Raw genomic sequence first — 24,101 nt, 5'->3', positions numbered from 1 at the left:
TCCAATCGACTTAAATAATATCTTTTTGTGTATACAAAAGTATCCACACTTGAGGTTCTAGCATGAGGTCCTAACAAAAGTCACTGAGTTACTTTATACAAGCCCCGTCTGATCCCAGTTTGTCGAGTTTGTAGCCTTGAATGACGGTGTTATTAGCGATCCTTCCGTTTGAATAAACGTTACCATTTACTTCCTACTTGAACCCATCCAGAGATTTCATGACTCCGCTTCCGGTGGCGTTTTTAATGTAAATTAAAAACCAGGAGAACTGTCCCTGTGGCGTTTCTAAGCCAATTCCTAAGATTCTGGAATTGGCTTTTTTTATATATACACATTTTTTATGTTTTTTAACTCCTCTTAAGACTTAATTAAGGTTTGGGATTCATAATGCAGACATGGACTTATAGAAAACAGTTAAAAAGTGAAAGGAGTCCTTCAAATGAAACAAAAGAAATTCACCTCTTGGGGAGTGAGCTTTGCCAGCCTTGCTCTTGTCGCAGGAATGATGTCATACATGGGATTTACAAATAAAGATACAGCCAGCGAAACACCGACACAAGCTCAATCCCAGGTTACAACAGAAAGTTCATCTCAACCATCTCAAAGCGAGAATAACCAAGACTCATCCATTACCTACGAGGTCCCTGACCAGACAACTGACACAAGTGAAACTCAACAGTCAGACAATTTTTCAGAGGACCATTCGTTTCCTAGTCAACATGGAAGCTTTGATACTACTACAGGAGGAACCTGATCATAGGAGTAGACCCATCAGAACCGATGCTAAAACTTGCAGCTGCAAAAGTGAATAAAGCAGGAATATCAGATAGAATCAATTTGTTTCACGGATTAACTAATCAACTTCCTTTGGAGCCAATTTACGATGGTGCTACTTGTATCTTAGTTTTGCACTTCCTTCCGGATGACGGTTCCAAATTGGAATTGCTGATGAGCATTTCTCAACGACTTAAGCCGGGCTCCCCTTTGGTACTTGTAAGCCTTTATGGCGACAAAGATGCAGTTGAATTTCAATTAATAACAGAGGCTTTGAAAAAGCACTTTCTAAATAAAGGAGGTACTCCTGAAGAATTCCGTGAATTCCAGGAAGGTTTCGATAAAATACCAATTGTACCGGAAGATAGGATTAAAGAATTATTGAATGAGGCCGGTTTTCAACAAGTAACACATTTTTTCACTACTTATCATTTTGGTGGGTGGTTTGCGACTTTAAAATGAAACCGTAAAACTGTGACTAGGGTTAGAAATAGTGTCAGAAATGGGCTCAGGTTAATGATGTTGAACCAGGCACGTGTTTGAGTAGGAAAACGGAACGATGATTCTTTTCATATTTAAATTTTGCCCTTCCCACGAGGAAGGGTTTTATTATTTTCAAGCCCTCCAACGGTTTTGCTATTGTGCCGTCGAAAATCCAGGAGAACCGTTCCCTTGGCGTCATCGGAGAAATTTCTTTCATCTTTCTACAGCTTTTTTATGGTCAGATACAGATAAATCTTTATTTTATCAACTTTATCTGGATATTAATCAATCGATTGATTAATATCGAGATTAGTAGAAATTTGTAAAAGATGAGTTCCCATAGCTGAAAATGAAATGAAAAGGGAAGCGGTTATGAAAAAACATTTGTATAAGATACTATTTAACTCAATTAGGGATTATCATTCTATTTCTGCCTAAATTTTATTATTTCGAAATGCATGGCATTCGCATATATACACTCATTCTTTTATTTAATAGTTCAATGGTTTACATACTTTATAGATTGTTTATATTTAAGGATTGATGCCTTGCATCTGAAACAAAGAAAAGGCAATACTGAAAAGGACGTAGCTCGATTTTTTTTTATGAACTAATTGTCCTATGAACCAGCTGGAAAACGAGAAATCTGTTTTGGATTAATTTTTCGAGACTTTATTTAGTATTAATTGAAGGGTGTGTGAATGTGCTAAAAGAGGTATGTGTAGAGAATTTTACATTGGTTCCTATGGCTATTGAAAAGGGGGGACATCGCATTGAGCTTTGTGACAATCTATCTGTAGGGGGTACTACCGTTAGTCATGGAGTGGCTGCAAAAACCATTTCCTATTGTCACTCCAAAAATGCGAAGGTAATGACCATGGTTAGGCCAAGAGGTGGAAACTTTGTTTATTCGAAAGAAGAAATTGAGATTATGCAAAATGATATCGTTCAATTCAAACAGCTAGGGACGGATGGAGTGGTGATCGGCTGCCTAAATGAATCTGGTTGGATTGATGAGGCTGCGATGCTCACCCTGCTAGAATCTGCCAAAGGTCTAGATGTAACCTTTCACATGGCGTTTGATCAGATACAACATGAACATCAGTTTGAAGCGATTGATTGGCTGGCAAAACATCGTGTTGATCGGATTTTAACACATGGAGGACCAAGTTCTAAATCAATTGAGGATAACCTTAGCAGATTGAAGGAATTCGTGGATTTTGCGGCTGGCCGAATCATTATTCTGCCGGGCGGGGGGATTACTGACAGGAACCTAAATAGTATCGCAACTGTGTTAAATATTAGAGAAGTTCATGGGACAAAAATTGTGGGTGAGCTTGGTTAAGTTGTTTGCAATCCTTTCTTTTGATTAGGCTCTTTTCGTAAACTTTGTTGCTGTATAAAAATCATTGGGCTATTCGGACAGCATTGGTGAGAGGTTCAGAGTGCCCGTGACAGAGAAAAAATAGAGCGGCCGGTCACTATCTCTTTGGCGGCTTTCTACAATCATTTTCCATGATAGGCATGAAGAATACTTATAGGTCAGCAGTATTAGCTGATTTAATCAAACGATTAATTAGTATAGCATATAGGGTAATTAGTCGAAGGAAGTCGATTAGTGGAACTTACCGTTTGGAGTCTATTTATATACGAAATTTCTTACACTTTTCAACATCTTTTTTATGCATTTTAAGGGATAAAGGTTGATTTTTCTGGGACTTTTGCGAGTTTAATCAATCGTTTGATTAATAGGGAAAAACAAAGTGATACGTCGAAATCTGTTTTTTATAGGAGAGGTACTTTAAGTGGCATCTAATAAAGCAAAAATAGGAGTAGCATTATTTATCCTGCTTGCACTAATCCCTTTGTATCTATTTTTTCATCAATCAGGAGCGAAGAAAAGTGTTGTTGGGGAACATGCAGAACAGCCAAAAGAATCGGAAGCGAGTGTTGAAAAAAGCGCAGAAAGTGGAGTCCCTGCAAAAATCTCAGTTACTACAGGAAAAGAAGTAGAGCAGGTGGAAGCAAAAGAGATGCCTGATACTACTGGTACGCCTGGTCTAGAACCAAAAAAGGTGGTCCCAAACAGCTTTTTGGTTGTGATTGACCCTGGTCACCAAGAGCAGGCTAACTTGGGGAAGGAGCCTGTCGGTCCGGGTGGGTCGGAAACGAAAATTAAGGTAACGGGCGGAACTTCAGGTGTCGCAACAGGGAAACCGGAATACAAATTAACGTTGGAGGCATCCCTCATTTTGGGAGAGCTACTAGAAAGCAAGGGGATTAAGGTTATTTACACAAGGACTACACACACGGTGAATTTAAGTAATCGGGAGAGAGCGGAAATTGCCAATCAAAATCACGCCGATTTATTTATCCGGATTCATGCTGACGGATCAACCGATAGAAACGTCCGAGGGTTGTCCGTTCTCACTCCAGCGAAAAACAGCCCTTACACGAAAACTATTTTCGAGGATAGTTTAAAAGCATCCCAACTCATAATCGATGAAACGAATAAAAATCCAGCCTTAAAAGTCAACGGGATTTCTTACAGGGGAGATATGACAGGCTTTAACTGGTCCAAGGTTCCATGTACGCTTGTGGAAATGGGTTTCATGACAAACCCTGTGGAAGATAAGAATCTTTCTGACACCGTCTACCTGAAAAAATTGCTTAACAATGTAGCTGATGGAATTTTGGACTATGTAAGCTATAAAGAATAGAAGACCATTGAAGAACAAGGGGACGGATCTTTCGGGCTTAATTTTTCCCTTATGAAACCAAGGTACAACTAGCTAAAAACCACTAGTTGTGCCTTTTTTAGAGTTCAAAACTCGCGATTGCCCCCTTTAAAAACCGTCCCAGTGGTGTTAGTGAATTTTTGCTCCTGAAAAGGGAGAAAATACCTATGACTATGTGGAAGATAGATTGGGTCTTCAGGAGGTTTATTAGTGTCAATTGCGATTTGCGTCCTCATAACTTGGTTGGTAATCATTATCCTATCACTTATTCCTAAAAAATTATCTGAACTTGAGATGTTATTTCTTTATTTTGTCAATACCATTTTCGACCTCAGCGTTTTTACGGTGTTACATGTAAATCTTAAATGGATTGTTGTGAATGAATCTGTAGAGAAATCGATAGCAGATTTGGTCATGCGATTAATTATGATTCCGCTGGTGTTTGTTTTAACTTCCAACATTCTTTTATATTCTTGGAAATTTCTAAAATGGGTTATCGTCATCGCCATAATTTTGAGCTTTAATTTGCTAGGGAAGTTATTAGTTGGGTTAGACGTTATTTCATTTGATCATTGGAATGGTATGTATAACATTTTAATGTTTAGCAGTTATGCTGTTTTTTCAAGGATTATGGCGTGGGTGATTACCAATGTGGACCGGAAAGAAGTGAAGAAAGTATGATTGTTTACGACAACCATTTCAACTCAAATGAATGGTTTATTGTGGTTGGATTATGCACGGGAATCATTACAATGTCTTTGCTGCCAAAACGGTTTCCTAGAAAAATGACTATTGTATTTTTTACTTGTGGTGTCTTTAGCGGATTCTTTTTCGATCATTCCCTAAGTGTGGAGCCAGTTAGTTTTTATGATGTAAACGACAATTCTTCCTATCAATTTATTGATTTTCTCTCATACATTTCGTATGGTCCTTTAAGCTATTTATTTTTTTACTTTTATGATCGCCTCAAACCTGGTTCTATTCCATTATATATTCTCATTTGGTCGTTGATTAGCCTTGGACTTGAAGGGCTTGCTACCTATTTTGGTGTTTTTCATTACAGATTTGGATATATGCTGTATTATTCGTTTCCTATATACTTGTTAGTGCAAAGCTGTTGGGTTGTTTTATATCATCGGTACCGCGGGGGGCGGAAAGGCTGGGGGAAATGAACAAATTTATTATTATAGTTCTCAGTTTAGTAATCATATTGGTCTCCGGCTGCAGTTCCAATAACTTTCAGATCACTCTCTCTGCTCCAAAATCATTTACACCTGGTCAATCTACTCCCATTCAATTTAAAATCCTTGATCGTGAGGGAAGACCTGTAAAAGATGCAAAGGTGAGCGCGGACTTGAAAATGCAAGGAATGAGTCATGAAGATCTTTCTATGGAGATGCAAGAAACTGGAAATGGTGTGTATGCTGGAAAAGCGAATATCGAAATGGAAGGCGACTATATTGCCACCATTAAAATCGATTACAAAGGAGAAAAGTGGGTGGGGGAAAAAAGGTTCTCCATCGTTACCAAATAAAGACCATGGGGACGGTTCTTGCGGTTTAAATGATCATCATTTAGACCAAGAGAGCCGTCCCTGTGGCATTTTTTAAAGCAGATTCACTTCATTTGCCACTCTTATTCCAGATTCAATCGCTCCTTGCATCCAGCCGTGGGTGAGTGTGGTATGTTCGCCTGCAAAGTGCACTCTTCCTTCGGGTAGAGTAATATAGGGAAACAGCTCATTTTCCTGCCCCGGATCAAAGGCCACAACCGCTCCAGTCGAATAGGGATTATCGACCCAACTATAAGAAGTTCCTATTACAAACTCTGAATAGACTTGATCACCAAAAATTTTGGCCAAGTCCATTAACGCATATTGAATGCGATCTTCGTCCGACAACCCATTCCATGTCATGGCTTCATCCGCCCATGTATAACTAGCCAGTAAAACAGCAGGACCTTTAGTTCCAATCCCCTGACTTGGATAATAGGTGAAGCGAATCGGCAGATCGGTTATCGATTTACCGCCGAATTGACCATACCTTTCCCAAAACCTGCTTTTAAATTCAATTCCAACCTTAGTGGCCGCCATATAGTTGATTTCACGAATGGCTCTGCGTTTGTAATAGGAAAAAGAATAGAAAGGCTCAATGGTCACAAATCTTAATACGGAAAAGGGGATGGTTATGATGGCAAGATCGCTGGTAATGCTGGAGTTTTGTAAGGTGCGTGGATCATTGGCATGGATGGTGACACCGTTCAGCTGTTGCTCTATTTTTGTCAATCTTTGATTGTACCTAATATTTTCATGTAATTGCGGGAGAAACGCTTTCGGCAGTAAGTCCATCCCGCCGGTTATTTCATAGAAACGTTTGGTGCTGAAACTCGCGGATTCTCGTAATACTTCAAGAAAGGACATCCCCATATAGGCTTCATAGTCGAGAAGAACATCGATCATATCGATGGCACCATCTGAAAAAGTCGTTCCGTATTGGTAGTGGTAAGAATTTAAGAATGTCCCCAGTGAGAAGTTTTTAAATTCTTTTTCGATCAGGGGCCAATTTCGTTTTGGGTCCTTATTAATAAAATCGGTAATAGGCTGAATGGCTAAATTGAACAGTTCTTCTGCGCTTTTTCCCCTTTCATTTGGGAGGATAGGAAAGTTTAGTATACTTGGATTTTGTTCAAATAGGTTGAGACGGGTTTTGACCCCATTTACATAAAGAAGATCCGTTGCAGTTTTATTAATAAAAATGTTTAGCGGCAACCCAAATTTTTTTACATATTCTAACGTCAACAAATGGGTATCAGGAATACGCATGGGTCCTGCATTTAAATAAAGCCCATTGCTAAACGGGCTGCTTATGGTATAGATCCGGCCTCCACCCCTGTTGTTTGCTTCCAGAATGGTGACGCTGTGTCCTGCCTCTTTCAATAGGGAGCCCGCCACAAGTCCTGCAATCCCTGCACCGACAATAGTAATCTTCTTAGGAGTGACCGATTTTTCAAGCCCATTTTTTATCATGCCAATCATTTGTTGCGGTGTTAATGGTTGATTTATGCGATTTGGCATTTGATCCCCCTTGGAAAAAGTTTTAATACATTGTATTCACGTGGGGAGATGCCTATGTTTTAAGGTTTTAAATGAAGAATTATATGAGGGGACCATTATGATCAAGGGGGAGGGTTCTCTTGGTACAAATGAAGATACTTCCAGCCACAAGAACCGTCCCTATGACTATTTTTGAGCAACTAATCCAATCCCTTTCAATATATTAGCATAGTATGTAATATTACTAAGTCTAAGAAGGGATACTCATGAAGTTTTTCAGTAGTTTTATTAAGGTAGGGATTGGTTCTAATCTTGTTGTATTTTTTGCGATGATGCTTCTCCCTGCTTTTATTGTTACAGATCAGTTGGATGTTTTAGAGAGAGTGATTTTCTATATTGCAGAAAAATAAAGCTGCCTATCTATCAATGGGCAACTTTTTTTTACGGGCAAAAAACATACTTCTATACTTAGGAATCTTGGGCCGTGTTCTGATTTGGTACTGTCATTTTACCATTATTTATACTGGTGAATGAGTTTAAGCAGCCATCGCCAAAATTATAATTACCGCCGATTGCGATACTATTGGCGGTATGGCTGTTTTGGGTGGTTGCGCCAAAATTAATGTTTGCATTTCTAGTGAGAGTCTGAACCTTAAATTGACCAATATTGATAGAGCATGCCATTTCAATCACCGTCCTTATTCCATTTTATTTTGAAAAAAGGCTTGTGATTGTCCACTTGCCTAGCGTTAGTGCATTATAGAGTCTAACAATGGGATTCTATTTATCAACTAAAAAGTAAAATAAAAACAGCTTCGAAATGGAAGCTGTTTTTCATTGCGCAATATTAAATTATATGACTTGTTTCATTAGTTCTGGATTGTTTAAGGTTATCTTTTGAAGTTGGACATCTAATTCAGCTAATTCAGCTTGTTCCTTATCTTTAAGTCCATTAATGATAACAATTGTTGCATAACTGCAAATTAAAAATAAACTGATTGTAATCACCCAAGCAACGAACATTTTATTTTCCCCCTTTGAAATAGCTTAATGTAATCTTAATTGATTTTTTATCGCTTCTATGTGACATAAGTCACGAAAAAGTCGGGGTTTATGAACGATTTGTGAAAACCGCATTGAGGAACAGCTGCCTTTAGTTTTTCTGACAAAGATAGAGGCGTTCGGTCCGAGAGGGAATCTGTAGAGGTGTTTGTTGAACATTAAGATAGGAATTTCGAGGCTAAAGTTGAAGCATCGCTCTAATTCTAAAAAGGTAAGGTCATGAACAAGACATTGTTCATTAAAACCATTTAAATCTATTTATTAAGATTGTCCATAGTATTAAGGTTAATAATGGCAGCGAGACAATGGTAATTATCCATGATCTTTCGAATATGTTGTACCCCATTTTTTCCGAAAACCACTCACATAGTAAAACAAGAATGTATAGTAATACTATCTCTATCGAAATGGAAATTAACTTGTATAACGCGAAATGAAAGAAACCCTGGTTGTCCATTTTTTCCCCCCTCTCATTTTTACATTTATATTCGGAAGGAAGAAAAAATATTTCAGAATGAACTCTAAGTAGATGCGATTCCCTTCAAAATAGGCTCGTTGAAGGAACTTCCTATCTTCCTGTTTTTCGAATAAAATTAGGTATTTAAACCTATTTTTAAACCAATGAAATTACAAAACACGAACATTATATATTACTTTTTAATTAATGTTCGATTTTTGGTTGATTTATCTATTGTGAGTTTGTTATATTATCAATGTACTAATCTTAAATATCATTACTCGTATATGCTCGGTAATATGGTCTGAGCGTCTCTACCTGGTTCCCAATGAAAGAACTAGACTACGAGTTAAAGTATTGGCAGCCCGGCCATTATGATTATTTAGCCTGAGCTTTGTTATCCATACTTTGACTTTCGTAGGTCTAGAATGTAGGAATCCATCTACTTTTTCTAGACTTTTTTTATTGGGTCCAATTTTCGAGTGTATCAAACAAAAAGGGGAGCTAATCAATGAATAACATCATGTTTAAAAAATCCACTTTATTTGCTGCGATTGCTGTGCTGTTGCTAGCTGTATTTTCCGGATTTAATGGAAAAAAAGAAACAGTGGTAGAGGGTGCTGGGCGGCCAATCCTGATTCAGGGTCCAATGCCGATTGAAGCTGAAAATTTTGCGCAAAAGTTAGAAAAAGTGAAGGTAGAGAAATCAGGAACGTTTGTTTTTTATAAAGGTAAGCTGAACAATTATCCTGTTATCGTCGTTAAAACAGGTAAGGGAATGGAGAATACTGCTGCTGCAACAGCCGTGGCAATTGAAAAATATAATCCTATTGCTATCATCAACCAAGGTACTTCAGGCGGACATGATCCAAGCTTGAACGTTTTTGATATTGTGTTAGGAAAAAGAACGACTAACATTGGATCCTTAAAAACTGAAACTAAGAATGTAAAAGAGGGAATGGACCCATCTCAATGGATCCCAATGGACTTAATGGCTTCTGAAGGAAGTGGGTCAGACCCGAATGCTGAAAAAGTCCGTTACTATGAAGGCGACAAGGATTTACTTGCAGCTGCTAATGCTGTAAAAGATAAATATACGAAGGGCAAAGTTGTCGAGGGTACGATTGGTTCAGCAGACGTTTGGAATAATGAAGTGGACCGGATTAAATGGTTCCATGAGAAGTATGGAACATCTGTAGAAGAAATGGAAGGTGCAGCAGCCGCACAAATTGCAGATGCTTATAAAGTTCCATTCTTAGGTATCCGAATATTATCAAATAATAAAACCAATGGCGGCGCATACAACCCGAATACAGCAGCGGCCAATCAAGAATACGTTTATGAAGTAGTCAAAAAATATATTTCTACGATTCAAAGTAAATAATCCTATGGAACAAACCCTCGCTGTAAATAGTGTGGGTTTGTTTTTTTTGTTCCTTTTATGCCCGCTAAGACCAAGGTGACGGCTCTTGTGGCATAAATTTACCTCATATTGAACCATGAGAACCGTCCCTATGGTTCCTTTTTTGCATAGCATGATTCTAGACATTTGCTTGTAAGGAGAGGATTACATGGAACAAATAAAAGGATCAGACCCATCTTCATTTAACCATTCACCTTGCTGTTTTGAACCTTATATCAGTCCCAGCCCTATTACTTCATTTAATCCCGTACCACAAGAACCTCAAATTGATAAAACTGCATTTATTAGTCAATTTTCCAGTGTCATAGGTGGTGCTACGATTCGAAATAATGTTTTTGTAGCGCCTAATGTCAGTATACGTGCAGATGAAGGAACACCATTTTATATTGGTTCTAATACAAATCTTCAGGACGGAGTCATCTTACATGGATTATTGAATAAGTGGATTTCGGATGGAAAAAATAAGTTTTCGATTTTTATTGGAAATGGTGTGACGATTGCTCATCGTGCGCTTATCCATGGTCCTTGTTCTATTGGAGACGATGTATTTGTGGGATTTAGTGCGATTGTTTACAATGCAATTGTCGGGAAGGGCGCATTTATTTCTAATAATGCCGTGGTAACAAATAGCGTCCGAATTCCGCCGAATCGATTCGTCCCACCCGGAGCCCATATTGACTCTCAAGCCAAAGCGAACGCACTTGCTAAAGTACCAAAGGATGATAAGGAATTTGCTCATGAAGTTCAACGAGTCAATCAGGAATTCCCAGCATCTTATCACCTGTTATTTGGGAAAAATCGCTGCTCCTGTGGATTTGCTTTTAACTGAAGACCATGGGGACGGTTGAATCGTCCCTGTGGCGTTCTTAAAATAAGTAAAAGGACAAACTGTTAGTTTGTCCTTAAAAATCAATTTCTATATGATCTTTTATCCAAACAACAATTTCCGAAAAGGATACGGATGGCTTTCCTGGATCTACTATTTGAACACAGAAGTCCTCTGCCCTTTTAGGATGGACGATTAATCGATATTTATTTTGCCGTAGAAACATATACAAGCTGGCAAAGGCTGTTCGTTTATTGGCGTTATGGAAACAATGATTTTTTAATAAACTTTCAAATAAGGCTGCAGCCTTTTCATAAATGGTTGGATAGGCCTCTTCCCCAAATGCACTTTGCTTCGGTCGGTTGACCGCACTATTTAACAGCGTTTCATCTTTTACACCAAGCTGCTCTTTCGGTGAGTATAATCGTATTTGATGCATATTTAGGAATATTACCTGTTGCTCGGTCAAATATTTAACTTCGCCCATGGTTACCTATCCTTCAAACCTTTGAAAGTTTGGTCGTATTCGTTAATCATATCGTTCATTTGCTCCAAGAATTCTTCATCAATACCTCTAGGCAACTTTATGTTTGATTTTTTCTTGATAGTGACATAACCATCAGATAAATCGAAACGAACTTCATCACCTTGTCCGATACCCAAGTGTTCTAACACTTCCTGCGGTAACGTAACTCCTAAGCTATTTCCTATCTTTGTTACTTTTCGTTCCACGTCTTTCACCACCGCTAGAGTCATTAACTTTCCTCCTTACTATTCATAGACAATTTCGTGGTAAATTATAACCGTTAGTACAAATATTTTTGTTATAACGATAATAACATAATTGAACCGTGCAGTCATCACGCAAGTAGGGGGACAAAGCCCATGTGAACTGTTCTTGTGGCATGAATTAACCTCATTTTAAACCATGAGAAACGTCCCAGCGGCGTTTCTCTACAGTATCCACCCAAGCAGAGAACATAGCATCTCTGCTTTTTTGTTGTTCTAAAAAAATAATCGTCTGATGCGTTCTAGGTCTCAGGTCGCAGACGATTTTACAGCAACCGCCCGAGGTTGATGGCAGGTTGGAAAACCTATAATAAAAAAGGTAAAAAGAACCAGATAGCGAGTTTAGTAGGTTGAGAAAGTAGTTAAACTGAAAAAGTGCGGTTCAATTAACAAAGGGGGAGAAGAGAAATGCAATCGTGGATTAAATTTTCTTTAAAGAATGCAGGGGTTATTTTTATCGCCATGTTAATGGTGATTGCGGGTGGAATCTATTCTGTTAAAACAATGAAGATGGAATCGATGCCGAATGTTGACATTCCATATATTGTCGTTCAGGTTCCGTATATCGGTGCAACTCCAGAACAAGGGTTGGAGGATATAGGGAAGCCATTGGAAACAACATTATCGGGGATCAAGAAGCTAGATAATTTATATATTGAAGCGCACAGCAATGTCGTCGTGGGGATTCTCGAATTTGAGATGAGCAAGGACATGGATGAAGCGGAAAAAGATGTCACGACGGCGGTAGCATCAATGAAGCTTCCAGATGGGGCAGAAAAACCTGAAATCCTTAAGGACGGTCCTTCTGCCGCACCGGTATTTCAGTTTGCCCTTTCGTCAGAAACAGCCAGTCAATCCGACCTGACACAATATATCAATGATCGAATCAAACCGGCCTTAACAGGAATTGATGGAGCAGGGGCGATTGATATTTCAGGTGAAACCGAAAAGGAAGTCGCGGTAAAGCTTGATCCTGAAAAGATGAAGAGCCACGGGATTTCTTATGAAACGGTTAAACAAACATTTTTAGCTCATCATTTTTCCTTTCCTGCCGGGCAAGTCAATGTCGACGATAAAACTTTAAATGTTCAGGCTGCTTTCAAGCTGGGTTCTGTTAAGGATGTACAGGATATTCAAATTTTGGCGCAAGGGCCTACTGGCATCCAAAAGGTGAACATGAAGGATATTGCTACCGTTTCATACAGCAATAAAAAGGAAACGGTCTACACAAGATTAAATGAAAAGCCGGCTGTATTGGTCGAAATGAAGGCACAGCCAGGCTCCAATACGGTCGAAGTGGTGAATCAGGCAAAGGAAAAGCTGGATGAATTAGATCTACCAGCTGGGTATAAATTAACAAAATTATATGATACATCCAAAGAGGTAAAAACATCTGTCGATGGGATGCTGCGGGAAGTATTGCTTGGCACCTTGTTTGCTGTTATTGTCACGTTCTTATTCCTGCGAAACATCAGAGCAACCATTGTCGCCGTGCTATCGATTCCATTATCGATCTTGGCGTCGATGATTACGTTGAAATATTTTGACTACAGCTTAAACATGATGACCCTTGCTGGAATTGCGGTTGCTGTCGGGCGGGTTATTGATGATTCGATTGTGGTTATTGAAAATGTTTACCGTCGAACGTTATCCAGTACAAAGCGTGATGAACGGATGGTTCTGACGGCAGCCAAAGAAGTGGGCGGAGCGATTACATCTTCGACTCTGACAACCATTGCCGTTTTCGGGCCGCTTTCCTTCGTGCCAGGGATTATTGGCCGATTCTTTGCACCGTTTGGCATCACAGTCATCGTGGCGCTCGCGTTTTCCTTGATTGTTTCGTTAACGGTCGTACCATTATTGGCGAAATTATTTTTACTGAAGATTAAACATAAAGAGGTAAAGGAATCATTTTTTGAAAAAGCTTATAAGCATGTGTTGACATGGGTGTTAAATAAGCGGGCCGTTACGATTGTGGTGGCAGTGGTGATGTTTGCTGGGTCTCTGGCATTGGTTCCGATGATACCGAAGAACTTTTTACCTCAGGAAAAAGCACTTTCCTATCGGTTAACAGGAGATCTGCCGGATGGAACTTCACTAGATAAAGCGAACGGTATTGCTGTTAAGGTCGAAGATATTTTAAAAAGCGAAAAAGATATTAAGCATTTGCAAACGATTGTAAATGGCGAACATATTCGTTTTTCGATTGATTTAAAAGACGATGTCACAAAGGAACAAACGGTTAATTTTGAAAAGAGGGTTAGAGCAAAGGCTGAAAAACTGGATGATGACATGCAAGTGGCACTTACTCCAGTGGGGATTGCCGGAACAAGCGGATTAGCGTTAATTGTCGAGGGTGGAAATGCCAAAGATTTAGAGACCGCTGGCAAAATGATCACGGATAAAATTAAGAATATTGCCGGTTTGGAAAACGTGGAATCCAACCTCTCTGGCGTGAAGGAACAGCTTCAATTGGAAATTGACGACCAAAAAGCGGCTGATAAAGGGCTAAGCCCGATCATGGTTGCAGGCTACGTAAGAGAGCTGATTGCGGGTGATCGTGTAGGCGACATGCAAGTTGGGGGTAAAACCACGAGTGTTCAATTGTCATTGGCGGGCACAGGTGCGAGCTCAATTGATGGTATTATGAGTCAAAAAATGACCAATCCTATGGGACAGCAAGTAGCCCTTTCTGAAGTGGCTACACTTGAAAAAGTACCTAGTCCTTCCGCTTTGTACCGCTTAAATCAACAGCCATATGTGGAGGTTACTGGAAGGATCACGACCGATAATTCCTCCGGTGTGCAGGTAGAGGTCGATAAACGACTTAAAACGTTAGATCTGCCGAAAGGGGTCAACTATCATTCAGAAGGTCAGGCGCAAGCGATGAATGAAGGGTTTACGAATATGACGATTGCGATGGCCGTTGCTGTTGTGCTTGTATTTATCGTAATGTTGGTGGCGTTTGGGAATATGTTAATGCCGCTGGCGATTCTATCTTCCTTACCATTCTTGTTTTCTGGTGGATTGCTAGGTTTATATGTTACTCATCAAGCGCTTGGAATGCCGGCTTTGGTTGGGTTCTTGATGTTGATCGGAATTGTGGTTACGAATGCGATTGTGTTGATGGAGCGAGTAAAGCAGAATGAGAAGAAGGGCATGGAGGTTAAAGCAGCCTTGCTTGAAGCAGGTAAGACGAGACTGCGTCCGATTCTGATGACTGCTCTCGCGACAATTGGTGCGCTATTGCCATTAGCATTATCTAGTGAAGGTGGATTAATTTCACGGTCGTTGGCGATTGTTGTTATTTCGGGGTTATTGACTTCTACTCTATTAACATTGGTGATTGTTCCAACTACTTATCATATTATGAAATCTATTAAGCGGAGATTTTCTAAAAAAGGTAGTGCGGGGGTTGCTGCTTAGATGCCTTTTTCAACAAACCAAGGGATATTCTCTTGGTTTGTTGTTTGTTTCTGTGATTGGGATCCAGTTTTTAGGAGTTTGGATTTTCCATTTATTGTCTAAATGGACAAAGCGATTAAAAAAATAGACAAAGTCTCATCAAAAATAGACAAAACTACCAAAAAAATAGACAATAACCCCGACAAAATAGACAATACCCCAGGAAAAATAGACAATACTTTTATTTGAGTAGGAAAACGTCCATCAAAATATTAATAGAGGAAACAAATGGACCATATATTAATAGAAGTATCTGCTTTTTCAGAGAAAAAAGAGTTAAGATAGTAAGAAAAGAGGTATTTTATGACCTTCCAACATCAAACGATACTGCCATCGATAAAAAATGGCAAAGGGCTTGACCGGTTTTTGGAGAGTACGTACGAATTTGGGGTTGTGCTGGATAGTCAGATTGCCCAAATCCCGAGTTTCGTCAAAGCGGCAAATCGGGTGAACAAAAAGCTGTTTATTCATGTTGACTTAATCCAAGGGTTAAAGAATGACGAACATGCAGCTGAATTTTTATGCCAACTAGTAAAACCGGCTGGATTAATTTCTACACGAGCCGCTGTCATCGCGAAAGCCAAACAAAAAGGTATCTATGCAATTCAACGATTATTCTTACTTGACTCCAATGCAGTGGAAAAAACGTGTGAAGTCATCAAGAAAGTACAGCCAGACTTTATCGAGGTATTGCCAGGGATCATCCCGAGTATGATTCGAGAAATCAAAGAGACTACAGGTATCCCTGTGTTCGCAGGTGGATTGATCCGAACGGTAAATGATGTCAACGAGGCGATTGAAGCAGGGGCCATTGCTGTGACGACTTCTAAAGTGGAACTTTGGGATCACTATTCATAAAAATAGTTTGGGGGAATTCGCATGGAAAAATATATTTTATCACTTGATCAAGGAACAACGAGTTCACGAGCGATTATTTTTAATAAAAAAGGCGAAGTGGTGTATTCATCCCAAAAGGAATTCACGCAGTATTTTCCTAAACCAGGCTGGGTCGAGCACGATGCCAATGAAATTTGGGGAAGTATCTTATCGGTGATTGCTTCTTGTTTATCAGAATCAGGCATTCGCGCGGAGCAAATTGAGGGAATCGGGATTGCCAACCAGCGCGAAACAACGGTCGTTTGGGATAAACAAACAGGAAAGCCCGTTTACCATGCCATTGTTTGGCAATCAAGACAAACAGTCTCCATTTGTGAGGAACTGAAACAAGCCGGACTTGAAGAAACAATCCGTCAAAAAACCGGCTTGCTGATCGATGCCTATTTTTCCGGAACGAAAGTAAAATGGATCCTTGATCATGTCGAAGGTGCTCGGGAAAAAGCAGAAAGAGGAGAACTTTTATTCGGAACGATTGACACCTGGCTCATTTGGAAATTATCTGGCGGGAAAGCACATGTGACCGACTATTCGAATGCTTCACGTACATTGCTTTACAACATTCATGAATTGAAATGGGATAAGGAAATCCTGGAAGCTTTGGGCATTCCGGAATCGATGCTTCCAGAAGTAAAGCCGTCCTCAGAAATTTATGGCTATACAGTCGACTATCACTTTTTTGGAAAAGAAGTTCCTCTTGCCGGGGCAGCTGGTGATCAGCAGGCAGCCCTATTCGGCCAGGCGTGTTTTGAAGAAGGAATGGCAAAAAATACGTACGGGACCGGCTGTTTTATGCTGATGAATACGGGTGAAAGCGGCATTAAGTCTAATCAAGGCCTGCTGACAACCATCGCCTGGGGGTTGGATGGTAAAGTCACTTATGCTTTAGAGGGCAGTATTTTTGTCGCAGGCTCAGCGATTCAATGGCTGCGAGACGGAATGCGGATGATTAAAGATGCAGCAGATACAGAAAGTTATGCGAGCAAGGTCCAATCAACAGAAGGAGTTTATGTTGTCCCGGCCTTCGTTGGATTAGGCACACCCTATTGGGATAGCGATGTAAGGGGAGCTGTCTTTGGCTTAACGAGAGGGACGTCCAAAGAACATTTCATTCGGGCCACATTGGAATCATTGGCCTATCAGACAAAAGATGTGTTAGCGGCGATGGAAAAGGATTCCGGCATTTCCCTAAAAGCGCTGAGGGTAGATGGAGGAGCGGTGAAGAATAATTTCTTAACCCAATTCCAAAGCGATCTCTTGAATGTGCCGGTGGAGAGGCCCGTTGTGAACGAGACCACAGCGTTAGGTGCAGCGTATTTGGCTGGACTGGCAGTCGGCTACTGGAGCAGCAAAGAGGAGATTGCAACACAATGGCAAATTGATCAAACCTTTGAAGCTGAAATGGATGAAAACCAACGAAATGCCCTTTATGAAGGCTGGCAGAAGGCAGTAAAAGCGGCCATGGTATTCAAATAATCATTTTGCATTATCAGTAAGAATATGGTATGTTTTTATTAAGTTAATATATTGGTTGGAGATTAGGAGAGACCACACAACGTATACAAGAATACACTTGTATAGGTTTGTTTTGGTCTCTTTTTGTTTTTGTTTATATGGAAAAAATTTTAAAATAGGAGCGATTGAAATGGCGACTTTTTCTAGTAAAAAAAGATTAGAACAACTTTCAACAATGTCTGATGAAAACCTTGATATTTTAATCATAGGCGGAGGAATTACTGGCAGCGGCATTGCCCTTGATGCCACAACACGAGGGATGAAAGTAGGCCTTGTCGAAATGCAGGACTTCGCAGCAGGTACCTCTAGTCGTTCAACGAAACTCGTTCACGGCGGCTTGCGCTATTTAAAACAATTCGAAGTTAAAATGGTGGCGGAAGTGGGGAAAGAACGTGCGATTGTCTATGAAAATGGCCCGCACGTCACGACGCCTGAGTGGATGCTGTTACCCATCCAAGAGGGTGGAACGTTCGGTAGGTTCTCCACTTCCATTGGCTTAAAAGTATATGACTTTTTAGCAGATGTTAAAAAAGGTGAACGACGCAGTATGCTTAGTGCATCTGAAACGCAGAAGCGTGAACCGCTGTTAAGAAAAGAAGGATTAAAAGGCGGCGGCTATTATGTGGAATACCGTACCGATGACGCAAGATTGACAATCGAAGTCATCAAACAAGCAGTCTCAAAAGGGGCGCTGGCCGTAAACTACGCAAAGGTGGAAAAGTTACTGTATGAAAATGGTAAAGTTGTAGGGGCAGAAGTGGTGGATCGGTTGACCAACAAAGCCTATAAAATATTCGCGAAAAAGATAGTCAATGCTGCGGGTCCTTGGGTCGATTCGGTTCGGGAGATGGATCAATCGAAAAAAGGAAAGCATTTGCAATTAACAAAAGGAATTCACCTTGTTTTTGACCAAAGTGTTTTCCCACTTAAACAAGCGATTTACTTTGATACTCCTGATAAGCGAATGGTCTTTGCTATTCCAAGAGATGGCAAAACCTATGTTGGCACGACTGATACCGTGTACAACGAGGATATGGTCAATCCACGCTTAACGAAGGCGGATAAAGAGTATGTAATCAAGGCGATTAACTTTATGTTTCCAGGGGTAGGGATAACGGAAAAGGATATTGAATCCAGCTGGTCGGGGGTAAGACCACTTATCCATGAATCCGGGAAATCCGCATCAGAAATTTCACGTAAGGATGAAATATGGGAATCCGAGTCTGGCTTAATCACGATCGCTGGCGGGAAATTAACGGGCTATCGAAAAATGGCTGAAATGGTCGTAGATTTATTAAACCAAAAGTTCATTCAAGAGGGCGTTGGCGATTTTGGAAACTGCCAAACCAAATATTTGCCCATTTCTGGCGGAGATGTTGGCGGTTCGAAAAATTTGCCTAATTTTATAGTAGATAAAACAAAAGCAGGAGTAAAATTAGGACTTACGAATGAACAATCTCAAAAACTAGTTAAGCTATACGGGTCTAATGTTGATAGCTTATTCGCGTTAGTAGATAAATATAATGAGTCTGCCTTAACCTCCGGTTTGCCATTGGATGTCTACGCTCAAGTCATGTATGCCATCCATGAAGAAATGACCGTAACACCTAGTGACTTTTTTATTCGAAGAACCGGTGCATTGCTGTTTAACATGGAGTGGGTCCATCTTTGGAAGTTCAAAGTTGCAGAATTAATGGCGAATGAACTAAATTGGAGCAATGACCAATTAGAAAATTATCAAAATGAATTAGAGATGTTTATCCATCAAGCCACAACCGCCGTTGACGAAGACCAGGGCGACGGTTCGTTTTGGACAGAGGAATCAGCGTAACCAGAGGGACGGTTCATGGCAGAAATGCCTTGAGAACCGTCCCTGTTGTTTGTATTTGTATGATAAGACTTTTGTTGCATTCAAATATCCTGTTAAAAAAGTTATGATATTACGATGGAATGGTTTGAAGAGCAGGTGTCTTTTTTCTATCCATTTTGATTGCTAAAAAAAGAGGGAAGGTAAGTTAGAAATGAGTTTTGATTCATTTGTATTGGCTTTTGGGGCGTCGGGGATCGACTATGATATGTTAAAGGATTTGGGGATTTCTATAGGGATTTTACTTTTATTTATTCTATTTAGAAACATATTTACCAAGTATGTGTTTCAGTTGATTTTAAAATTGACTAGAAAAACACCAACTGATTTTTTTACTCAAATATGTTTAAGCTTTGAACGTCCATTAGGATGGTTTTTCATTATTTTTGGTTTGTACCTGGCGATGGATTATTTCCCTTTTATCGACCAACATAATACAATATTTTTAAAATTATTGCGTTCGATGGTGATTGTTTTAATTACTTGGGGCTTGTTTAATTTGTCCTCTCCTACTTCGGGGATTTTAATAAGTGTGAATCAAAAATTAAACAATAAGATCGATTCCATATTGATTCCGTTTTTCTCAAGAGCCATCCGTGTCATCCTGATTGCCATCAGTATTAGTATTATTGGTCAGGAATTTGATTATGACGTCAATGGGTTGGTAGCGGGTCTTGGCTTAGGGGGACTTGCTTTTGCTTTAGCGGCCAAAGAAGCGGTAGGGAATCTCATTGGTGGCATCGTGATTGTAACAGAAAAACCATTTTCCATTGGTGAGTGGATCTTAACCCCTAGTGTTGAGGGAATCGTAGAAGATATCAATTTCAGAAGCACTAAAATTCGTACGTTCAGTCAAGCTCTCGTTACGGTTCCCAATGCAACACTTGCAAACGAAGCGATTACCAATTGGAGTCGTATGGGGAAACGACGGATTACTTTCCATTTAGGACTTAACTATCAAACTACGAAGGAAGAAATTAAAAGAGTCGTTAGCCGGATTGAACAGTTATTGATGACTCATGAAGAAATCCATCCAGATACAATTATGGTCGCATTCGATCATTATAACGAGAGTAGTCTCGATGTTCTAATTTATTTTTTCACGAATTCTACCGTTTGGGCAGAACACGTTAAAATCAAACATGAAATTAATTTAGAAATCATGGGGATTTTAGAGGAAGAGGGAGTCGAAGTCGCTTTTCCAAGCAGAACGATTTATGTATCTCCCCAAACTAATGAATTAATGCAAACAATGGGTTCTTTTGATTGAAATCGTGGTGACCAGTGATCATGGGGACGGTGCTTGTGGCTTTTTTAGGCCATGAGAACCGTCCCTTTGGTCTTTTTGGTTTATATCAATAATATGATGTAGAACTTAACAAAAGGGGGGAGTGTATGATCGAACGCGAGACAAATGCCAACTCAACGGTTATCGATTCACCATCAACTCGATTTGCGCGAATAGCAAAGATTCTGGGGATTGGCTTTTTTTCTGCCGTTATTACTGGAATTATTTCGGGTCTATTATTACGCATCATCATGAAAATTATTGCGATTGCATTTCCTGACATGGCCAGTGGATTTACATTTGAAGGAACACTTTTCTTAGTATTTCTCAGTTTCGGTTTTTCATTGGCAAACAGTATCATCTATACGTTTATTCACCAATACTTGCCCGACGGGTGGGTACGAAAAGGTTTGATTTATGGAGGGCTGAATTTATGTATTTTTGGGATTCCCTTCTTTTTATCAAATCCGAATAGCGAATTATTTGGACCTCAAGCTCCACTAGGTATAACTTTATTCTCGCTTCTTTTCCTATTAGGCGGTCTTCTTTTAGCAATGTGGTTTAATCTGATCACTAATTGGGTGAACAGAGCCCAACGCAGAAGAATATTCGCTTATGTTATTTTCGCCCTGCTTATCCTTCCAGCAATTGTCATAGCGGGTGGGATTATCTATGAGTTTATTTATGAACTCATCCCTGCAATACGGTCGAACTATTAATTGTGCCTATCCTCACCAGACCGAGTTAAATTTCGATATGCAAAAAAGACCTTTGCGATCCAATGTGTATTGGGGCAGAGGTCTTTTTTGTTTTTTAGTCAGCATGGGTGCGTTTTTTGGCAGAAGAACATACGTAATTTATTTGATATAAAGATCAAAAGCAATTGTAACCAGCCAGCCAAGAGCAAGGGCTACTATTAGATATGTACCCAGACATAGTAAAATCTCCGCCATGATTCCCCTCCTGCTTTTTTCTACAAAGCTATTATAACAAGCAGTTTTTAAAAATTTGTCGAATTAACAGAGATTTACCAATTTGTAAAAAGACTGTTAACGTACTTTAATAAAAGATACAAGAAGATGATGAGCAACAATCTAGGATGATAAAAATGTACTGCTATCTCAAATATAAAACGTATGCTTTTTCTACTATTTTTACATTCATAGGTAAAACTTAACTGGACAATAAAATTAAAGTTTCCTAGACTAAAAACCAAGCTATAAAAAAGTGAAAATTCTAATAATGCAGTACTTCAGGCAGCCTTGATCAATATGGAATCAAATCAGTGGATAACGAGGGGGAATATCATGTTGGAATTTGAAACAAATTATGACCAATTGGCCACGATTAAAGTAATCGGTGTTGGCGGCGGGGGAAACAATGCTGTGAACCGAATGATCGAGGACGGAGTTGAAGGTGTTGAATTTATTGCTGTTAATACAGATGCACAGGCGATTCATCAATCTAAAGCTGAAATTAAAATGCAAATTGGTTCATCCTTAACAAGGGGATTGGGAGCAGGGGCTAATCCAGAAATAGGAAAGCTAGCAATAGAAGAAAGCAAAAAGCAGATGGAAGAAGTGTTAGCAGGCGCTGACATGGTTTTCGTTACGGCCGGAATGGGCGGTGGGACAGGCACAGGGGCAGCGCCGGCCATTGCTAACATGGCCCGAAAACTTGGTGCTTTGACTATTGGAGTTGTTACTCGTCCGTTTAAATTTGAAGGCCGTAAACGTGCATTAAATGCGGAAAGTGGAATTAACGCGATGAGGGAAGCGGTAGACACCTTAATTATTATTCCTAACGATCGCCTGCTGGAGATTGTCGATCAAAGCACGCCTATGCTTGATGCATTCCGTGAAGCGGACGCTGTACTTCGTCAGGGGGTTCAAGGGATTTCTGATTTAATTGCTGTGCCTGGTTTAATCAACCTTGATTTTGCTGACGTGAAAACAGTTATGTCCCATAAAGGAACGGCATTAATGGGAATTGGTATTGCTACTGGTAAAAATCGTGCGGCTGAGGCTGCACAAAAAGCTTTAAATAGTCCATTACTCGAAACTTCAATCAATGGAGCTCATGGGGTGATCATGAACATCACTGGCGGCCACAATCTAAGTCTTTATGAAGTACAGGAGGCAGCCGAAATTGTTGCCGCTGCTTCTCATGAGGAATTAAATATGATTTTTGGATCAGTCATTAATGAAAACTTAAAGGATGAAATTATCGTAACGGTGATAGCCACTGGATTTAATGAAGATCCCTTATTACAAACGCCTTCCCAGCCATCAATGGAAGAAATGCTTCATCCATCTCAGAGGGAACAACCTAAACATCGCAAACTGAACGACCATGAAGAACCCGTTCGTGATTATGGCCGACACTCAGAAAAGCAAGAAGAGTCTTTGGATATTCCGACGTTCTTACGCCATCGAAAAAGACGAGTTTAATAACTTTATCCAGTCGTAAATAATATGACTGGTTTGGACAAGAGCAAGTAAAGTCATAAATAAAAAGCCTAACTTTCTAAGTATTTTTAGAAAAGATTAGGCTTTTTTATTACTATATATGGCTTCCTTACTTAAGCAATAATAAGCTTATAGCGCAAGATTGCCGCCAGACCCGCACCATGCTTGAATTCACCGTCTTTAATCAAGGTGTTTAATTCGTCCATGGTCAATTTATGTAGATCAATTTGTTCGCTGTTTTCCAGCTTTTGTTCAGACGAAACTAAACCTGCCGCAGCGAATAAATGAATCTCTTCGCTGGTGGAACCTGGAGACGGGTAGAAGCTGCCTAGATCCAGCCAATGTTCTGCTTGAAAGCCTGTTTCTTCTTCTAATTCTCTTTTTGCAGTTTCCAGCGGAGAATCGCTGTCTTTATCGATCATTCCAGCAGGCAGCTCCCATTCCCAGCTTTTCAAAGCGTGGCGATATTGTTTTAAACAGAGGATTTCATTATTCTCTGTAATAGGGAGAATGCAAACGCCTTTAGCGAAATCTAAATAAGAAAAAGTCTTTTCATCCCCGTTTGGGAGAGTAACTTTATCCTTTATAACCGTAAAACGGTCTATTTTTTCTTTATCGGTACTATTAATTTTCCAAGCCATTCTTGTCACCTCATACTGTCATTGTTATATCTATATTACATCTTATATATGATTTTTTAAAATTTATTGTTAAAAGGAAAAGGCTGTTCGAATTGTGAGTCAGGAATAGGATGAATTTTTTTTAGAAAAAGTATTGACCAATCTATTAATCTCCTGTAATATATGAAAAGTCGTCAGCGAGGCGATGAAATAAATCAAAAGAGTTGTTGACAGTAACAACTTGAAATGATATATTAATAAAGTCGCTTTTGAGCGATGAACTTGCTCTTTGAAAACTAAACAAACAAAAACGTCAACAAACAATAATATTCGTTTCTATATGAAACGAAGCCAACGTAACAAAATGAGCTAATCAACTT

The 24,101-nt window shown here is 39.6% G+C and carries 23 protein-coding genes and 1 riboswitch; of the genes, 17 read left to right on the top strand and 6 right to left on the bottom strand.

What is annotated here, in order from left to right; all coding sequences use genetic code 11:
• Positions 1-439: 439 nt before the first annotated feature.
• The 7 genes from ABES02_RS08395 to ABES02_RS08365 all read left to right on the top strand — a co-directional run bounded on the left by ABES02_RS08395 (position 440) and on the right by ABES02_RS08365 (position 5,529).
• Positions 440-754: a hypothetical protein gene (locus ABES02_RS08395; RefSeq protein WP_430132966.1), complete on the top strand. Its 315-nt coding sequence runs from the start codon at positions 440-442 to the stop codon at positions 752-754.
• Complete coding sequence (locus ABES02_RS08390) at positions 751-1,236, top strand: class I SAM-dependent methyltransferase (protein ID WP_430133055.1); 486 nt, start codon at positions 751-753, stop codon at positions 1,234-1,236. The genes ABES02_RS08395 and ABES02_RS08390 overlap by 4 nt, the downstream gene beginning before the upstream one ends.
• Positions 1,237-1,960: 724 nt before the next feature.
• The gene (locus ABES02_RS08385) at positions 1,961-2,602 is read left to right on the top strand and encodes a copper homeostasis protein CutC (RefSeq protein ID WP_430132964.1); all 642 of its coding nucleotides are present in this window, start codon (positions 1,961-1,963) and stop codon (positions 2,600-2,602) included.
• A 460-nt stretch (positions 2,603-3,062) separates the two neighbouring features.
• Positions 3,063-3,977: an N-acetylmuramoyl-L-alanine amidase family protein gene (locus tag ABES02_RS08380; protein ID WP_430132962.1), complete on the top strand. Its 915-nt coding sequence runs from the start codon at positions 3,063-3,065 to the stop codon at positions 3,975-3,977.
• Positions 3,978-4,205: 228 nt separating this feature from the next.
• Positions 4,206-4,676 (top strand): hypothetical protein, encoded by a 471-nt coding sequence (locus ABES02_RS08375; RefSeq protein WP_430132960.1) that lies wholly within the window; start codon positions 4,206-4,208, stop codon positions 4,674-4,676.
• On the top strand, positions 4,631-5,167 hold the full coding sequence (locus tag ABES02_RS08370) for a hypothetical protein (RefSeq protein WP_430132958.1): 537 nt from the start codon (positions 4,631-4,633) through the stop codon (positions 5,165-5,167). Before ABES02_RS08375 ends, ABES02_RS08370 begins: the two co-directional genes overlap by 46 nt.
• Entirely contained in the window at positions 5,164-5,529 is a 366-nt protein-coding gene (locus tag ABES02_RS08365; protein WP_430132956.1) for a FixH family protein, read from the top strand. The genes ABES02_RS08370 and ABES02_RS08365 overlap by 4 nt, the downstream gene beginning before the upstream one ends.
• A 72-nt stretch (positions 5,530-5,601) precedes the next feature.
• On the opposite strand, the gene ABES02_RS08360 is transcribed toward ABES02_RS08365, so the two are convergent.
• Entirely contained in the window at positions 5,602-7,056 is a 1,455-nt protein-coding gene (locus tag ABES02_RS08360) for a flavin monoamine oxidase family protein (protein ID WP_430133053.1), read from the bottom strand.
• A 257-nt stretch (positions 7,057-7,313) separates the two neighbouring features.
• Between ABES02_RS08360 and ABES02_RS08355 the strand changes: the two genes are divergently transcribed.
• Positions 7,314-7,457 (top strand): hypothetical protein, encoded by a 144-nt coding sequence (locus tag ABES02_RS08355; protein WP_430132955.1) that lies wholly within the window; start codon positions 7,314-7,316, stop codon positions 7,455-7,457.
• 58 nt (positions 7,458-7,515) lie between these two features.
• Here ABES02_RS08355 and ABES02_RS08350 read toward each other — a convergent pair whose 3' ends face one another.
• Positions 7,516-7,731, bottom strand: coding sequence for a spore germination protein (locus ABES02_RS08350; protein ID WP_430133051.1), 216 nt, complete (start codon positions 7,729-7,731; stop codon positions 7,516-7,518).
• Positions 7,732-7,899: 168 nt separating this feature from the next.
• On the bottom strand, positions 7,900-8,070 hold the full coding sequence (locus ABES02_RS08345; RefSeq protein WP_430132953.1) for a hypothetical protein: 171 nt from the start codon (positions 8,068-8,070) through the stop codon (positions 7,900-7,902).
• A gap of 757 nt (positions 8,071-8,827) precedes the next feature.
• Positions 8,828-8,931, top strand: a riboswitch (purine riboswitch).
• Positions 8,932-9,077: 146 nt separating this feature from the next.
• On the opposite strand from ABES02_RS08345, the gene ABES02_RS08340 reads away from it, so the two are divergent.
• Together ABES02_RS08340 and ABES02_RS08335 are read left to right on the top strand one after the other, a co-directional pair.
• Positions 9,078-9,950, top strand: a complete 873-nt coding sequence (locus ABES02_RS08340) for a 5'-methylthioadenosine/S-adenosylhomocysteine nucleosidase (RefSeq protein ID WP_430132951.1) — start codon at positions 9,078-9,080, stop codon at positions 9,948-9,950.
• 187 nt (positions 9,951-10,137) lie between these two features.
• Entirely contained in the window at positions 10,138-10,818 is a 681-nt protein-coding gene (locus tag ABES02_RS08335) for a carbonate dehydratase (RefSeq protein WP_430132949.1), read from the top strand.
• Between the two features lie 73 nt (positions 10,819-10,891).
• On the opposite strand, the gene ABES02_RS08330 is transcribed toward ABES02_RS08335, so the two are convergent.
• Together ABES02_RS08330 and ABES02_RS08325 are read right to left on the bottom strand one after the other, a co-directional pair.
• A complete protein-coding gene (locus ABES02_RS08330; protein WP_430132947.1) occupies positions 10,892-11,302 on the bottom strand; it encodes a type II toxin-antitoxin system death-on-curing family toxin in 411 nt (136 codons plus the stop codon).
• 2 nt (positions 11,303-11,304) lie between these two features.
• A complete protein-coding gene (locus tag ABES02_RS08325) occupies positions 11,305-11,571 on the bottom strand; it encodes an AbrB/MazE/SpoVT family DNA-binding domain-containing protein (RefSeq protein WP_430132945.1) in 267 nt (88 codons plus the stop codon).
• A gap of 441 nt (positions 11,572-12,012) precedes the next feature.
• Here ABES02_RS08325 and ABES02_RS08320 point away from each other — a divergent pair, with 441 nt between their 5' ends.
• The 7 genes from ABES02_RS08320 (at position 12,013) to ftsZ (ending at position 23,083) form a co-directional block, all read left to right on the top strand.
• Complete coding sequence (locus ABES02_RS08320; RefSeq protein WP_430132943.1) at positions 12,013-15,030, top strand: efflux RND transporter permease subunit; 3,018 nt, start codon at positions 12,013-12,015, stop codon at positions 15,028-15,030.
• Between the two features lie 342 nt (positions 15,031-15,372).
• Positions 15,373-15,927, top strand: a complete 555-nt coding sequence (locus ABES02_RS08315) for a glycerol-3-phosphate responsive antiterminator (RefSeq protein WP_430132941.1) — start codon at positions 15,373-15,375, stop codon at positions 15,925-15,927.
• A 21-nt stretch (positions 15,928-15,948) separates the two neighbouring features.
• Positions 15,949-17,439, top strand: a complete 1,491-nt coding sequence (gene glpK / locus ABES02_RS08310; protein ID WP_430132939.1) for a glycerol kinase GlpK — start codon at positions 15,949-15,951, stop codon at positions 17,437-17,439.
• A 169-nt stretch (positions 17,440-17,608) separates the two neighbouring features.
• Positions 17,609-19,309 carry a glycerol-3-phosphate dehydrogenase/oxidase gene (locus ABES02_RS08305; protein WP_430132937.1) on the top strand — a complete coding sequence of 567 codons (1,701 nt, stop codon included), beginning with the start codon at positions 17,609-17,611 and terminating at the stop codon, positions 19,307-19,309.
• A 190-nt stretch (positions 19,310-19,499) separates the two neighbouring features.
• Complete coding sequence (locus ABES02_RS08300) at positions 19,500-20,615, top strand: mechanosensitive ion channel family protein (protein WP_430132935.1); 1,116 nt, start codon at positions 19,500-19,502, stop codon at positions 20,613-20,615.
• 125 nt (positions 20,616-20,740) lie between these two features.
• Positions 20,741-21,352, top strand: coding sequence for a hypothetical protein (locus ABES02_RS08295; RefSeq protein ID WP_430132933.1), 612 nt, complete (start codon positions 20,741-20,743; stop codon positions 21,350-21,352).
• Positions 21,353-21,940: 588 nt separating this feature from the next.
• Positions 21,941-23,083 (top strand): cell division protein FtsZ, encoded by a 1,143-nt coding sequence (gene ftsZ, locus ABES02_RS08290; RefSeq protein WP_430132931.1) that lies wholly within the window; start codon positions 21,941-21,943, stop codon positions 23,081-23,083.
• A gap of 131 nt (positions 23,084-23,214) precedes the next feature.
• Here ftsZ and ABES02_RS08285 read toward each other — a convergent pair whose 3' ends face one another.
• Positions 23,215-23,742: an NUDIX hydrolase gene (locus tag ABES02_RS08285; protein ID WP_430132929.1), complete on the bottom strand. Its 528-nt coding sequence runs from the start codon at positions 23,740-23,742 to the stop codon at positions 23,215-23,217.
• Positions 23,743-24,101 lie beyond the last annotated feature (359 nt).

It is taken from the genome of Neobacillus pocheonensis, from assembly GCF_050477905.1.
Taxonomy (GTDB): Bacteria; Bacillota; Bacilli; order Bacillales; family Cytobacillaceae; genus Neobacillus; species Neobacillus pocheonensis_A.
The sequence above is the reverse complement of the archived record's forward strand: the minus strand, read 5'-3'. Positions and strand labels throughout refer to the sequence as shown.

What these genes read in the sequence shown, in the direction of transcription:
- ABES02_RS08305 (WP_430132937.1), top strand. Translation starts at nt 17,609, where the DNA reads ATGGCGACTTTTTCTAGTAAAAAAAGATTAGAACAACTTTCAACAATG.
- ABES02_RS08330 (WP_430132947.1), bottom strand. Translation starts at nt 11,302, where the DNA reads ATGGGCGAAGTTAAATATTTGACCGAGCAACAGGTAATATTCCTAAAT.
- ABES02_RS08315 (WP_430132941.1), top strand. Translation starts at nt 15,373, where the DNA reads ATGACCTTCCAACATCAAACGATACTGCCATCGATAAAAAATGGCAAA.
- glpK (WP_430132939.1), top strand. Translation starts at nt 15,949, where the DNA reads ATGGAAAAATATATTTTATCACTTGATCAAGGAACAACGAGTTCACGA.
- ABES02_RS08285 (WP_430132929.1), bottom strand. Translation starts at nt 23,742, where the DNA reads ATGGCTTGGAAAATTAATAGTACCGATAAAGAAAAAATAGACCGTTTT.
- ABES02_RS08320 (WP_430132943.1), top strand. Translation starts at nt 12,013, where the DNA reads ATGCAATCGTGGATTAAATTTTCTTTAAAGAATGCAGGGGTTATTTTT.
- ABES02_RS08335 (WP_430132949.1), top strand. Translation starts at nt 10,138, where the DNA reads ATGGAACAAATAAAAGGATCAGACCCATCTTCATTTAACCATTCACCT.
- ABES02_RS08355 (WP_430132955.1), top strand. Translation starts at nt 7,314, where the DNA reads ATGAAGTTTTTCAGTAGTTTTATTAAGGTAGGGATTGGTTCTAATCTT.
- ABES02_RS08350 (WP_430133051.1), bottom strand. Translation starts at nt 7,731, where the DNA reads ATGGCATGCTCTATCAATATTGGTCAATTTAAGGTTCAGACTCTCACT.
- ABES02_RS08325 (WP_430132945.1), bottom strand. Translation starts at nt 11,571, where the DNA reads ATGACTCTAGCGGTGGTGAAAGACGTGGAACGAAAAGTAACAAAGATA.
- ABES02_RS08295 (WP_430132933.1), top strand. Translation starts at nt 20,741, where the DNA reads ATGATCGAACGCGAGACAAATGCCAACTCAACGGTTATCGATTCACCA.
- ABES02_RS08395 (WP_430132966.1), top strand. Translation starts at nt 440, where the DNA reads ATGAAACAAAAGAAATTCACCTCTTGGGGAGTGAGCTTTGCCAGCCTT.
- ABES02_RS08345 (WP_430132953.1), bottom strand. Translation starts at nt 8,070, where the DNA reads ATGTTCGTTGCTTGGGTGATTACAATCAGTTTATTTTTAATTTGCAGT.
- ABES02_RS08300 (WP_430132935.1), top strand. Translation starts at nt 19,500, where the DNA reads ATGAGTTTTGATTCATTTGTATTGGCTTTTGGGGCGTCGGGGATCGAC.
- ftsZ (WP_430132931.1), top strand. Translation starts at nt 21,941, where the DNA reads ATGTTGGAATTTGAAACAAATTATGACCAATTGGCCACGATTAAAGTA.
- ABES02_RS08340 (WP_430132951.1), top strand. Translation starts at nt 9,078, where the DNA reads ATGAATAACATCATGTTTAAAAAATCCACTTTATTTGCTGCGATTGCT.
- ABES02_RS08365 (WP_430132956.1), top strand. Translation starts at nt 5,164, where the DNA reads ATGAACAAATTTATTATTATAGTTCTCAGTTTAGTAATCATATTGGTC.